Origin of the sequence: Agriterribacter sp. (assembly GCF_035444585.1) — a bacterium.
In the GTDB taxonomy this organism is placed as follows: domain Bacteria; phylum Bacteroidota; class Bacteroidia; order Chitinophagales; family Chitinophagaceae; genus Agriterribacter.
Genome location: NZ_DAOMOZ010000043.1, coordinates 1 through 14,513, shown reverse-complemented (window position 1 = coordinate 14,513; position 14,513 = coordinate 1). Strand labels below are relative to the sequence as shown.

8 protein-coding genes are annotated in these 14,513 nt (G+C 45.1%); 1 reads left to right on the top strand and 7 read right to left on the bottom strand.

Going from position 1 to position 14,513, the window contains the following annotated elements:
* Positions 1-53: 53 nt before the first annotated feature.
* From PLH26_RS06915 to PLH26_RS06885, 7 genes are all read right to left on the bottom strand, one after another.
* A complete protein-coding gene (locus PLH26_RS06915; protein ID WP_324585272.1) occupies positions 54-2,375 on the bottom strand; it encodes a DUF7133 domain-containing protein in 2,322 nt (773 codons plus the stop codon).
* Positions 2,376-2,387: 12 nt separating this feature from the next.
* Entirely contained in the window at positions 2,388-3,065 is a 678-nt protein-coding gene (locus PLH26_RS06910; RefSeq protein ID WP_324585271.1) for a 3-keto-disaccharide hydrolase, read from the bottom strand.
* Positions 3,066-3,231: 166 nt separating this feature from the next.
* Positions 3,232-4,737: a RagB/SusD family nutrient uptake outer membrane protein gene (locus tag PLH26_RS06905; RefSeq protein WP_324585270.1), complete on the bottom strand. Its 1,506-nt coding sequence runs from the start codon at positions 4,735-4,737 to the stop codon at positions 3,232-3,234.
* A gap of 10 nt (positions 4,738-4,747) precedes the next feature.
* Positions 4,748-8,239, bottom strand: a complete 3,492-nt coding sequence (locus PLH26_RS06900; protein WP_324585269.1) for a TonB-dependent receptor — start codon at positions 8,237-8,239, stop codon at positions 4,748-4,750.
* A gap of 189 nt (positions 8,240-8,428) precedes the next feature.
* The gene (locus tag PLH26_RS06895) at positions 8,429-9,673 is read right to left on the bottom strand and encodes a FecR family protein (protein ID WP_324585268.1); all 1,245 of its coding nucleotides are present in this window, start codon (positions 9,671-9,673) and stop codon (positions 8,429-8,431) included.
* Between the two features lie 199 nt (positions 9,674-9,872).
* Entirely contained in the window at positions 9,873-10,469 is a 597-nt protein-coding gene (locus PLH26_RS06890; RefSeq protein WP_324585267.1) for an RNA polymerase sigma-70 factor, read from the bottom strand.
* Positions 10,470-10,713: 244 nt separating this feature from the next.
* The gene (locus PLH26_RS06885; protein ID WP_324585266.1) at positions 10,714-12,387 is read right to left on the bottom strand and encodes an alkaline phosphatase family protein; all 1,674 of its coding nucleotides are present in this window, start codon (positions 12,385-12,387) and stop codon (positions 10,714-10,716) included.
* Between the two features lie 372 nt (positions 12,388-12,759).
* Between PLH26_RS06885 and PLH26_RS06880 the strand changes: the two genes are divergently transcribed.
* A complete protein-coding gene (locus PLH26_RS06880; RefSeq protein ID WP_324585265.1) occupies positions 12,760-14,475 on the top strand; it encodes a S8/S53 family peptidase in 1,716 nt (571 codons plus the stop codon).
* Positions 14,476-14,513: the final 38 nt, after the last annotated feature.

Below are 14,513 nucleotides of genomic sequence, written 5' to 3'. Positions count from 1 at the left end.
TGGATTGGATAAACTTGTTTATGAAACTGACGGACACTAATGATTTCAAATATTTATTGCCCCGATTTTTTTACACTTTTTTTTATCTCATCCCATGTCCAGGGGTCTTTTCTGTCTGCGAATTCCGCTCTCACTTTCTTAACCTGTTCCGGCTGTACCAAAACAAAGTGATTGATATACCCCTCACTCATTTTAGGGAAGCTTCTCATACTCAAATCATAGCGTAAATAGTTTAACACCGACGCAATCCACTCATCACTGTTGGCAGCCATCGCAGGCATCTGGTCTGGATAAGTTTTTCCATCTATCGCTCCTTTTAACCCATGCAGCAGTATCTTAATCACTCCTTCTTTATATTCCAGCAGCCTGAATTTGCCAATGAGTGGCGGAGCAATCTGCGTGGGCAGCCCCTGACCTTCCGTGCCATGACAGGAAGCGCACAATGACTGAAAAATAGTGGCCCCATTCAACACCAGTTCCCGATCGGACTCTTTTAAGTTTACTAACCTGGCACCGTATTGCCTTATCTCTTCGTTTTTTTCCATTGTAGCTGCTATGCCAGTCAATAATTTGTCGTTTGCATTCTTTGACAGGATATCCCTTATGATCTTTTTTGCTTTGTCTGTATGACTGTAGTTCAGCGACAGAACCAACTGACCAAGCACTTCAATACGCTCATCGTCCCTTATCAGAGCTAAAGCATCTATTATCTCCGGGTCGTCCTTTTTCAGATAGGGTTCACTAAGCCAGATACCTGTTTTCCTGATCTGAACATTTTTGTCTTCAATGGTCTTATGTACAATGGCTTTATTCATGGCATTCAAGCCTTCAAGCGTCCACAAGGCATGTATTCTTCCCAGAACTGAAGGCTTCTCTGAAAGGATACCTTTTTTTCCTAAAGCAATTTTTTGCAAGTCAGGTATTGCGGAGGTATCATTGCGGATTATAATCTCTTTTTGGGCATTATCCCGCCACCAGCCGTTGGGATGATCCAGATAAGTAATCAGCCTGGCTGTTGATTCCTCCAGCATCCGCGGTTTTGGGCCCCGCTGAAAACCATCATGCACCAGACGATAGATCCTGCCGTTCCGGGTGTTCCTGTCCAGTCCTTTGCTAACAATCTGGTCGTACAAAAAGCTACCCGGCTGCGCCCAGGCAGATTCCTGGATAATACCCCGGTACATGTCTGTTATATAAATACATCCGTCAGGTCCTGTATAAGTACTCACCGGCCGAAAGTTCATATCCGTTGAGGTTATAAATTCATCCTGCTCGTATACATTTTTAAGCTGAATTGTTCCATCATCCTTCCGGATTATTTTGGCTCTTCTGATGAGCCTTCCCACAGGCTCAGCCACCAGGTAGTCGCCTTTCATATTATCAGGAAGCCGGTCGCCTCTGAAAACAGATTGACCGCAGGCAGCGGTAAAGCTAACCAGCGTGCTGTCTGCCCTCAGGTTCGCTGCTCCTCCGTTAGCATCAGGCGTTTTAATGATCGGCCAGGTGGCAGCAAATACAGGATCTGCATGGCTATCAAAAAAATCAAGCTGTCCGTATACCGGATTAATTTGATATCCGGCAGCAGCAATACCGGAGGCAGCTCTGCTAAAAAACAGGCGTCCATAATTATCATGAGTCAAACCCCATTGACCATTGTTTCCATAAATAAGAGAATCTGCCTGTAGTTGGCCATTCTTATACCGGTATCTTACGGGGTCTGTGGTTACATATATCCAGTTATCAAGATTCCAGTCTAACCCGCTACGTTGATGCTCCACATTGCCATATGCCTTTTTGTCCTTTTGAAATACTGCTCTTTTTTGATCGGCTTTTCCATCGCCATCGCTGTCTTTATAGGCATATATGTCAAATGTATTGGTTTCATTTACCAGCAGCTCATTGCCAATACAAAGCAGCATGCGGGGGGTTACCAGACGGTCAACGAACACAGAACTCTTGTCCATTTTCCCATCATTGTCTGTATCTTCCAGTAGCATGATCCTGCTTCGGGCCTCATTCTCTCCTTTGGCATCTATGGTTTGCATATAAGTCTCCATCTGCGCTACATACATCCGGCCATTCCCATCCCAGGCAATTGCTACGGGCTCTGATATCATGGGTTCACTGGCCACTAACTCCAGGCGGTAGCCCTCAGGGAGCCGAAATGTTTTTAAACTTTCCCCCGGGGATAAAGGAACCGTTGTTGGATTGGGATTTACTTTACGGGGGCTCGCAAAGCCAGCTTCCTCTTTAACTGGATGCTGTATGTCATTTAATGGTATGGCTGTGTCTGAATTATTTGTGATTTCCGTGCAACTGATACCTGCCAGAAAGAAGCCAATGATCAGGTTGAATTTGCAGAAGCATCTTTTCATATCGCCATATCTTTAGTTTTCTTCTTTTATCGTAATGTCTTTATAGGAAACCAGCGTTTTACCGGCTCCATGAATTTGTAATCCTATCAGACCGGATTGCGGGAGAGATATATCAGCCTCGGTATAATCCACTGTTTGACGGCCATTAAGGAATATAAGAATATGGCGATCTTTACTCCTGATCTCAAGATCATTCCATTTACCTGGCTTCAGTAATTCACTCACTATGGCGGAATCAGGTTGTGCAAGAGTTTTATTACGTCTTGATTCATCGTACAGGCTTGCCCAATATCCCGGACCAAGATCAGCTTGGTAGCCTGTCATTTCATAGGGAGGATCTGTGAGCCGCTGACTGTGAAACTGAACCCCTGCATTAATAAATCCTTCGCTCCCCGTTAGCTTGAATTTCAGCTTCAATACAAAATCTCCATAACTGCCCGTAGTAACCAGAAAATGATTGTGAGGTGTTATTTCGGTCAACGAACCCGCTTCTATAGCACCATCCCGGATACGCCAGACAGAAACCGTATCGCCCTCCCATCCTTTAAAACTCTTACCGTCAAATATCAGCTTTTCGTTTTTATCGGCAGAAACCCGGTGGATTGTACTTGTGTTACAACCCACAGGAATGAATAACACAAACGATGCTCTTAGCAATAAGACTGCGGCTGCCTTCGGAATATAGACCATGCACGTGATAATTTTCAATTCATGAACGTCATTAAAAACTGCCCCGAAAAATACTTTTGGGTTTACCGGTTAGCTATCAACAGTGTATTCAATATTATAAAGTTAAGCGGTTGGCACTGCGCCAACCGCAGGGAAACCCATTTTATATCATTCCCGGCATGGTTGCCTAATAGCCATCGTTCTGACAAAGCGCCGGGTTCAGATCTCTTTCAGATTGCGGGACAGGCCATTTATACCATGCGTCCTGAAATGTGATACCATACTCATCCATTAAAAATTTAGCCGCCTGGTGAGTACGCATGTAATGAAACCAAATATTGGGCTCAAAATTCAATTCCCAGCGCCGTTCCTGCATTATATCGCTCATAAAAACATCTTCGTCTGCCGAAAAAGATTTCGCGGTAATTTTTGCTCTCAGCCTCACTTTGTTCAACTCCGAGTAAGCCTGCTCCGGCTTTCCCGACTTAAACAATGCTTCGGCATAATTGAGCAGGAACTCAGCATACCTCATCAATGGAATATTGGTACCGTTGCCCCAATATGGACTTGGTCCATGCCAGTATTTTGTTGTAAAAGCCGAATTCCTGCTTACTACATTTGCTGGTATGGTAACAGGTGACGTCATTTTTTCACCAAAGTAAGTTTCGCCAACTGCTACTATTAAATTACGCCTTCTGTCATCATCAGGGTCAAACGAATCCGCTAATTTTCTGTTCATAATGATCCCTGCCCAGCCTCCTCCAGGGGCATACTCATCTCCTATCCCTCTCGGAGAGGTCCATTGCTCCAGATAATTTCCGCTGTTAGGCATTACACCGCCCCAATCAAATTCCGTATTGTCTATATCCCTGTATTGGATCTCGAAAATAGACTCATCGTTATTCTTATGTGCTAAAGAAAAAACATCCCTCACATTAGGTAACAATTTATATTCTCCCAAAGCCATTAGCTTTTCGGATGCAGTTATTGCATTTGACCAGTCCGCTTTGTAGAGGTAAGCATTTGCCAGATAGGCCAGGGCAGTGCCTTTTGTAGCTCTCCCCAAATTTTCAGCCCCCCAGTCTGTGCGGGTTGGAAGCTTTTGTGAAGCATCAGTCAAATCCAGGATCACCTGATCCCAGACTTCGTCTTCACTACTGCATTCCATTTTCTTTTGTGATTCCTCATAACTTTCCAAAATGAGCGGACAACTACCGTATGCCCGGGCTATATTGAAGTATGCGAATCCTCTGAAAAATTTAGCTTCTCCTTCAATAACTGCTTTGTCCGTTTCGGAAACAACAGAAGGGGCGTCTTCTAACTTATCTAATATTAAATTAGCCCTGCCCGCTATCTTGTAAAAGGTTCCCCAGTAACTTGTTATATCACCGGAACCCGGCGTGAGGTACTGGTTAATCTGAACGGGTATTTCATCTGCCCCGGGTACCACATCCTGCGAAATCAGGGCCGGTATCTGTATCCAGGCAATGCCACCGGTTTGCGGGCCGCCTGATCCCTGCATTTCGCGGTAGGTTCCGAAAATAGCTTTCTCAAAGCTGGCTTTATCTTTAAAGGTATCATCGTCGGTTAGGGTACCATCCTGTGAAAAAGATCTTAAGAAATCCTTTTTACACGAATGCAAGACAAATGACGAGGATATAGTTAAAATGATCAGTGCAATTGTTCTTTTCATAACCTTTTTTTTAGAATTGAAAATTAATTCCCACCATAAATGTTCTTGGTGTGGGATATCGCCCAAAGTCAACTCCTGTGGTCAAAGGGTTTTGGTTGGTTGTCCGGTTTACGCTGCTGCTACCCACTTCGGGATCGTAACCTGAATATTTCGTGAAGGTGTAGAGGTTCTGTGCGGAAAGGTATAGCCTGGCTTTGTTTAAGCCCCATTTACTGAACCATGCTGGCGGAAAGGTATAGCCCAACTGAAGGTTGCGTATCCTCACAAATGCACCATCCTCGATATAATAGGAAGAGAACCAACGGTTAGACGCCGGGGCATCGTATGCATTGCGGGGCATCGTGTTACCGGTACCCTCGCCGTGCCAGCTATTGAGCAGATCGGTTGACCCGTTAGCCAAACCGGGACCACCAAAGAAATGTAGGTTATAAAGGTATGCCCTTGTCAAATTAGCGATCTGGGCGCCTGCCTGTCCATTCAGAAAAACCGTTACATCAAAATGCTTATACTCCATGTTCAGGGAAAATCCAAAAGTATATTTAGGAAGACCATTACCTGTTATGGTTCTGTCATCGGGGTTTATCTCACCATTCCCGTCCACGTCTTTATACCTGCGATCGCCGGGGAAAACACCACCCAATCCCCCTTTGCTGACTTCCTCGTCATTCTGATAAATACCATCTGTAACGTACCCCCAAAAATTAGCTATCCGTTCCCCGATCTCCGACCGGGTGGATGCACCACCGTCAACACCTCCAAAAGAAATAGAGTAGGAGACATAGCTCTTCTCGTCGCCGGTAAGCCGGGTAATCTTATTGCTTAAGGTTGAAAAATTTCCGTTGACAGAATAGGAGAGCTGCCCGATGCTGTTATGGTAGCCTAATGAAAACTCAAATCCTTTGTTCAGCATGGAGAAGCCGTTGACCAGCTCAAAGTTGCCGTTTATTCCCACATAGCTTGGCAGCGGCGACGCCCCCAGCAAATCATTCAATCTTTTGTAATAATAGTCTGCAGTGAACACCAGTTTCTGCCCAAGCAGTGCTGCATCCAGTCCAATATCAAATTGAGAAGATTTTTCCCAGTGAATATTAGGATCGCCTACCTTATCCGGATAAATTGCCGGTACCTGCCTGTGATCCGTGCCTACAATGTATTCATATCTTCCGGCCTGGTTAGAATAAGTAGTTAAGTATTGAAAGTTGGGGATATTTTGATTCCCAACCAAGCCATAGCTGGCCCGCAGCTTTAGTTCGTTGACAAACCGGACGGATTCCATAAAATTCTCCTGAGAAATACGCCACCCAACGGATGCTGACGGGAAATTGCCATATTTTTTATTAGGTCCGAATTTAGAAGATCCGTCCCTGCGGAAGTTGGCTGCCAGCAAATATTTTCCATCATAATCATATGTAAGCCGGCCGAAATAAGAAAATAATGAGAAATCCGTAGGCTGCCCGCTGGCATTTCTTCTGGCGATATTATCAGTAGCGTCTATGCTGTTTTGCCCGTCGGCGTTACCGGTGCCATTTACGGAAGGATATCGGGAACTATTCTTTAGCGCATCGGTACCAGCCATCACTTCAAACGTATGTTTCCCGATTTCTTTTGAGTAGTTCAGCGTATTTATCCAGTTCCATTGATTATAACGGTACCATCCTTCGCTGTAGTTGGATAAGGCAATATACTGCCCTACATGATCTATTTCATTAGGTGCCTCTTTCACAATAGCCTGGCTCAGGTTGCTGCCGGTTGAGAGATTCATGGTCGTACGGAACTTCAGACCTTCAATGAGCTCTGCTTCCGCGAATGCTGCGGTTTGGAGATCGAAATTGCTGGAAGGCATCCTTATATGATCTTTTGCATAGGTATATACTTCATTATTGATATTGCTTGCGTAAAACTGTGTGTTGGCTGTTTTGGCAATAAAATTGTATCCGTTCCAGCCAAAATAATTGTTATCATTCCAGAGTCCTTCCTGGTCAGTATAAATAGGCGTTGTGGGCTGTAACTGAGAGGCATTGCTTAATATGCCCGCAAAAGACTGGTCTGTGTAAACAGTCTGTTTTTTCTCATAAGCCAGGTTAGCGATCGCGCCCACTTTAACCCTTTTAGATATATTATAATCAGATTTAAAATTAGCTGTGTATCGCTCATACCCGGAGCCAATTATAATCCCCCCGTTTTGGAAATATCCAAGCGACAGGAAAGAGCGGGATCTTTCTCCGCCGCCCCCCATTGAAATGCTATAGTTTTGAATGGATGAAGTACGGAAAACAGCATTCTGCCAGTCGTATGTTGGGAGACTTTCGGGGTTATTCCAGTCCGGGTTAGTGGCGTAACCGGAGTTGCTCAGGTTTTCATTGGCCAGTTTGGCAAATTGAGGCCCGTTCAATAAATCAATTTTCCTGGCGGTACTTTGAATGCCTGCATATGCATCCACATTTATCCTTAAGCTGCCGGCTTTCCCGCCTTTTGTAGTTACTAACACTACGCCATTGGTGGCACGTGATCCATAAATTGCTGCAGCAGATGCATCCTTTAATATATCAATCCTTTCTATGTCATTAGGGTTGATGATATTCAGCCCGGTTGGCAGGGGAATACCGTCCACAACATATAGGGGCTCTGTAGAAGAATTGAGCGACCCAACACCACGGATCTTAACAGAAACACTTCCGCCGGGCTCTCCCGAATTCTGGGTGACCTGCACTCCCGCGATCCGGCCCTGCATTGCCTGGTCTAACCCGGTAACAGCAACTGCATTGATATCTTTATTACTTACAGAAGAAATGGCACCCGTCACTTTTCTTTGACTCTGTGTTCCATATCCTACCACCAGCACCTGCTCCATTTCACTGACTGCCTGTTTCAGCTTTATGGAGAGCGTTTTATTTTGCGTTACTCCTATTTCCTGCGGTACATACCCTACAAACGACACTACCAGCACATCTCCCGGGTTTGCGTCGATGGTAAAGCTTCCATCACTGCCGGTAATAGTGCCTTTGGCCGTTCCCTTTACTGCAATGCTAACGCCAGGCAGGGGCTCGCCGGTTTCCGAAAGCACTTTCCCGTTAATTTCTAATAAAGGAATGTCCTGGTCCTGGACTTCAGCAGGTATGGTAAATACTTTTTTTTCCTTTGGCTTTGTGGTAACTATAATTGTATTATACCGGATCAGGAAGCCAAGCGGCTGATCCCGGAAGCAGTATTGCAACGCGTCTGTGAGATCTGCATTTTGTACATGGATGGAAACCCGTTTTGCCTTTTTTAGCAGGTCGGGGTTGTAAACAGCATCATAACCCGTTTGGGTTTTTACCAACTCAAATATCTGTTCCAATGAAAGGTTTTTGCCCGAGAGGGAAACTTTCTGGGAGTAGGTTGTGGCACTTACGTGCAAACAGGCAACCAATAGCAACAAAGCAGTTAATTTCATATAAAGCAATGTTTGCGCCCATAAATGCCCTTTTACCGAAAAGGCATTGCCATAAGCATTTTGGTTCATACTTTTGTTAAGTTTTTGATTTACGAAATTGTTTTTTAGCCGAAGCAACCGCAGTATTTCAAAACTATCGGGGATCCTGTTACAGCAGGGTTCCCGTTTTGTTTTACCACCGGTTATTTTTACAGATGGGTCATTTGATCATAAGCATATTATTGGTGATTGATAATATTATGTATAGTCTGATTTTTCTTAACGGCTGGCGCTCACCGTAATGCTTTTTCCCTGTCTTATGAACCTTACCCTACCCTCACTCTCCAATATCTCCAGCAGCTTTTCTATATTGTCCTTACGGCCTATCCCCCCCGAGAACCGGATAGCGCTGAGATCGCCCTCTGTTTTGATCTCCACATCATACCAGCGTGCTATCTGGCGCATTATGCTCACCACACCGGTATTGTTAAACCTGAATCTTCCGTTCTTCCAGGCCAGCACTTCCTCCATATCGGGATGACTTTTGTTAAACACGGCGCCATTAACCGCTATGCTTGCCTGCTCACCCGGTACTATTTTCATCCGGGCGCCTGCTTTTCTTACCACTACCGATCCTTCCACTAAGGTTGTTCTCATTGCATCCTCATCAGGATAGGCATTGATATTAAAACGGGTACCCAGCACCGTTACTTGCATCCCTCCCGCCGTACCTGCACGCGGAACAACAGAAACCCTGAACGGCTTTGATTGATCCCTCGCTACCTCAAAATATACTTCTCCCGTTATGGTTACCTTCCGTTCCCTATCCGTAAAAGCAGTAGGGAAGCTTATTGATGAAGCGGCGTTCAGCCACACTGCCGTTCCATCCGGCAACACAACCTGGTACTGTCCGCCACGCGGTGTGGTAATGGTATTAACAGAAACGGGCCGCCCGTCTCCCTTCAAAAGCTTCGATGCATCATACACCAGCCTGCCGCTCTTATTTAATATGTTTACATTGCCCTGTTCTTTGATAACATCCTGCATGGTGCTGTCTAATACCACCTGCGACCCGTCTGAAAGTGTCAGCACGGCTTTGTCGCTACCCGGTAGTATGGTATCAGTTGCAGCTACCGGTTTATCTGCCGGATATTTGCCAACTGTACCTGCAAAAAACCAGGCAGTTCCCGCAATAGCAGCTATTAAGGCAGCGGCGGCCAGCCATTGCACTATTCTTCTGCTTATCAAATGCCTTTTAGCCGGCGGCTCTATCGCGGGCAGACCAATACCCGCTCTTTCAAAAACGTGTTGTATATGAAGCGCTGTGTCTGCTCCTTCCATCTCCAGCAACGTGTTGCCCAGGGTTTCATCATCCAGTAATTGTTCAAATAATGCCCGGTTTTCTTCCCTGCTCTTTTTCCATTCATCCAGCTTTCGCATCTCCTCTCCGGAGATACTGCTATCCCGGTATTTGCGAATTAAACCCGCAATCCATACCGACTCTTGTATTTCTTTTTCCGTCATAGGAAGACGTTACTTTATATATACTACACCGCAAGGCGGCATTTGTACCATCCTTTTTTCACTTTTTTATTATTGTTGTTCCGGAAAAGCTTTCCGGGTCTTTACCGGCTTTGTTTTGCTCCACCTGAACAATCCCTCCGGAGCAGATTGCATCTATTTTGTAGAGGCCCCGAAGAATATGCCTATCTATTTTATACTGCTAACGATGAAGCCATATTGAAAACACAACGAGCAACAGAGGATCTTTCTGCTTCAGCCACTGTCTTAACAAAGCCAGGGCTTTGCTTTTTTGATTGCGGACGGTTTGATGGGAGAGGTTTAAATGAGCCGCTATGGCTTCGTTGCTCATCTTTTTATAGTGGCTGAGTATAAATATTTCACGCATTTTAGCAGGCAGGCTGTCAATTGATTTCCGTATTTCAGCCAGCAGCTCCGAATATATTATTTCCGCTTTATCGCTATCCCCGCTTTCATTCCCATATAATTGCATAAATGCCGTTGCCCGTGTTTCTTCCCTTTGCCTGGATCTTAATACATTAAGGCAGCCATTCCGTACAGATGTATACAAAAAGCCCTTAACTTCCCCGAAACCGGCAAATTGGGCACGCCGCTCCCATAATTTTATGAATACCTCTTCTATAACATCTTCAGCTTCCGCACTACTTATACGGACTACCCTGCAGGCGTATCTGCCAAGCACAGGGAAATATATCCGTATAAGATGATGAAAGGCGGCGCTGTCGCCCTGTTGCAGCAACCGGAAGTAATCATCGTCATTACAGGAATTCAACTTCATGAATAGGAAAAGAATTAGGTCAATCTTTCACAATTTACAACTCATCACCATATTCCGGCTAAAACAGGCTGTTCGGAGTAATACCTGATCACGAAAGAGCAGACCAACAGGAGTGTGCAGGCATACCGAAGGTGTTTTTAAGGACCAGGCTCCCGTTATCAATTTTAATCTTTATTCGGTATTGTTTCAGGTGTTCCGGAATGGAACAGAAATCCAAAATGCCATTACACTTAACAGCCGGCGTTCAGGAATGGGGTAACCACGATCTGCCGTCCAGTTTCCACCCGCTGTAGTCTACCTGAAACCCCAGCCATTCCACTATGGTGGGCATAATATCCACTATGGTGATCTTATTTAAAGGAATATCCGTATTGCAGAGATCCTTTTGCGGCATCGTCCGTTCGGGCGGGGAGCTGAGTTGAAAATCGTAACCTCCTCCGGCATGGTCTTTAAACAAATTCCCGCTACGATCAAAACATTTCCACCATCCCAGCAGCTTATCTTTATAAGGATCATTATCTTTTATCGTTGTATCGCAACTATTGGCTGCTATATAACTATCACTCAATATGGTGTTCCAGATCTTTACATTTGCCATGATGAAATTACTCTTACCATAACCTTCAGTTATATCTTCATTCATAACAAGCTTAACCGGCGTATCTCCCGGTGGGCGGATCGTTGTTAAACCAGACATGCCGGCCGAGCCGCATTTCACGCCATCCTGAAAAATGGTCATATCCCCGTTGCGGTCAAATACAGCAGTAAGTGTATGCCAGCGCCCATCGTTCAGATCAGGTACGCTTAAGGCATCAACGTCTACCCGTCTGTTGCCATCTGATATATTCGCTTTCCAGCTTTGCCCTTTTATATTGATCACAAACCCCCGGTTCATCCCGCTAACCCAGTTTTTATTGGTAATAAAAGGTATATCGCCGGATAAACGTATAGCCATTACCTGAAACTGGATGGTTAGCGCGGCATAATCATCCACATCATAAAAGTCGGTTAAAAATGCATATTGCCCGACCCGGTCATCAGACAATTCCACTATCCGAAAAGCATCAGGGTCAGAAAGCACTTCTTTGGTTGAAAAGCTTTTATTATGAAAAATGGCAAAAATATTTTTTTCGGTATATGAAGCGCCGCCATGTGAGGTTCCTTTTCCTCCATGATCGGTTGAAACTACGATCAGCCAGTTTTCTTTGGCGAAGTCTTTGCGTGAACGAAGTGCAGCTAAAACCTCGCCCACATAGGTATCTGCTTTATTTATTGCGCCCATATACCGGGGCTCTGCCAGATCATAGCCATAAGAATGACCTGCCCCATCTACTTCATCAAAATGGAGGAAAAGCAGATCGGGATCTGCATTTTGTAAGCAGGCTACCGCACTGTCCTTAACAGCCGCATCATTTTTGGCATTTATGCGTATTCCGGCATCCACGGCCAGGTATTGATTGATAGGCGACCAGTTACATATAGAGACGGCATGAATATCGGGTTGAAGTGTTTTTAAGTAGTGGTACAACGCGGGATAGGTTCCATAATTTGCACTGGAAAAATCATTATCAAGCACTCCATGTTTGTTGCTCCACACTCCCGTAAGCATAGATGACCAGCCTGGTCCGCTAATGGTTGGCGCCTGGGTTACCGCATCAAAACTATAGATGGCGTTGGGTAACAGTCCGTGAATATTAGGAGCATCAGCCACCCTCATTGCATCGCCCCTGCAACCATCAATGCCAATGATCAGTACTTTTTGTATTTCTTCCGGTTTGGGATCCGGAAGAGGAGTAACAATGCCTGTATCATTTCCCCCGGGCGGTACGGCAGCTTCAAAATCGCCTTTAAAGCAGGACAGCTGCATTAAAAGCAGAAACGCCATTGCCGTACATAAAAACCGGGAAGGGTTGTTCATAATTGCATGATTTTAAAATACCGGCATGTTTGCAAAATTGATATTTAATAAACCCCGGTGGTTGCTCCCGATGTTTATAAATAATAAACTTTGTTTACTATAACATAAAAAGGACAATTCACCAAATTAAGCACATATTTATTATAATAAAAATCATTCCTGCATTTTCTTTATAAAAAATGCATTTGTCATTCACCGCAAGAGATCGTTTCCCCCATACCCAACAAACATATAATCGTCAGTATGTTTAATTTGAGTTTTATCGTTTCTTTTCAAAAATCCATAATAGCTTTATAGCAGCAAACTTCCGGTACCCTGTATCTATCGCCATCTATTCCCTTTCCGTTCCCTTTTCATTTTTCAATAGGCTATATGAAGCAATACAACCAGCCTGTAGATCTTATTATTCATCCCCGCGCCGCAACATCCCCTCAGGCAAAGTTTAAGCTGCGGCCCGGAATTCAGAAACGTATCCTGCAAAAACTGGAATGGGCAGGTATACCCGTGCACACTGTGAAGGAATCTGCATTGGCAGGCGTGTTATCTATATCAAAATCTACATCCATACCATGCTGTAACGTATATGCCAAAACAAAAATCAACGATGCAGAAGTGAACCCCTGGGATGTGGCGCATATGGCCCGCACTGCATTAAAAGATCCTTATACATTTGTAGAGCCGGATTTTTTACAGGAGTTCCTCATCGACAGAAAAGTTGGTGTCCCACCGGGAAAAACAGATGCGAAATCGTTTGGAAACAGAAATAATGATATCAATTATGATAAAGACTGGCCGCCGCACCAAAATATGATCTGGCATTTAGATGACGTATATTCACAGTTAAGGTCAGCGAGAGAGCATATGGCAGATGCAGAGCCTGTTATACGCATCGCCCACCTGGATACGGGCTACAGTCTTACGCATTCTATTGTACCCGATGCTGTAAAGACAAACAAATGGCAACGCAATTTTGTAGAAGGAGAGCCGGTGGATGACGCACACGACCCTCTGCGGGATGGCTTTTTAAAAATGCCCGGCCACGGTACGGCAACGCTGGGATTGCTTGCCGGCAATAAAATTAAAGTGCCTTCGGGTAAAGGTGAATTCTATGATTATTTAGGCGGCGCCTGGTTTGCTGAAGTTATTTGCTGCCGGATCGCATCTTCGGTGGTATTGTTAAAGACAAGCGCTTTTGCAGAGGCTTTGAACTATGTCACCCAACTTACTGCTACGGGCACACCTGTTCATATTGTATCATTAAGCATGGGCGGCGCTCCTTCGGCATCCTGGGCAAAAGCGGTAAATGCCGCTTATGAGGCAGGTATTACAGTGGTATCCGCCGCAGGCAACAATTTTAATGGCTTACCCACTAGGCATGTAATATATCCGGCCAGGTTTGGAAGAGTGATCGCGGCCTGTGGGGTTACCTACGATATGGGGCCCTACTTTACACTGAAGCCGGGTGAAATGCAGGGCTGCTTCGGTCCTGACCGGCATATGAAAAAAGCATTGGCAGCATTTACCCCCAATATGCCATGGGCAAATGCAGCAGCAAATAATATTGGCTTTAACGGAGCCGGCACTTCCTGTGCTGTGCCACAAATTGCTGCTGCCGCTGCTATTTATTATAAAAGGTATTACGACCGCTTGAGCAAGCTCGAACCATGGCAGCGCGTGGAAGCCGTGCGCCATGCACTGTATACATCTGCAAAGAAAACAGTAAACCATGCACCGCTGCCTTACCGGCATTATTTTGGCAATGGCATATTGCAGGCCAATGATGCATTGAAAATCCCTGTGGCGGCGCAACTAACAAAAACCCCGGAAGATCGTGTGCCCTGGTTCCCTGTGCTGAGCACGATCTTTAAAAATAAGGATCCACAGTCCATGCCCGTTGTGCAGATGTACAATTCGGAGCTGGCACAACTGGTGTATACTTACCCCGAACTGTCGAAGCTGATTGATGATGGAACGCGGCCGTACGAAAGAGTGGGCATTAGAAAATGGAAACAGTTCAGAGATGCGGTAATATCCCATCCCCACAGTTCCGCGAGCCTGAAAGAATTCCTGCAACAGCCATCGCTATAAATTATTTATACACTGTTAATATCAACTGCCATGTATGC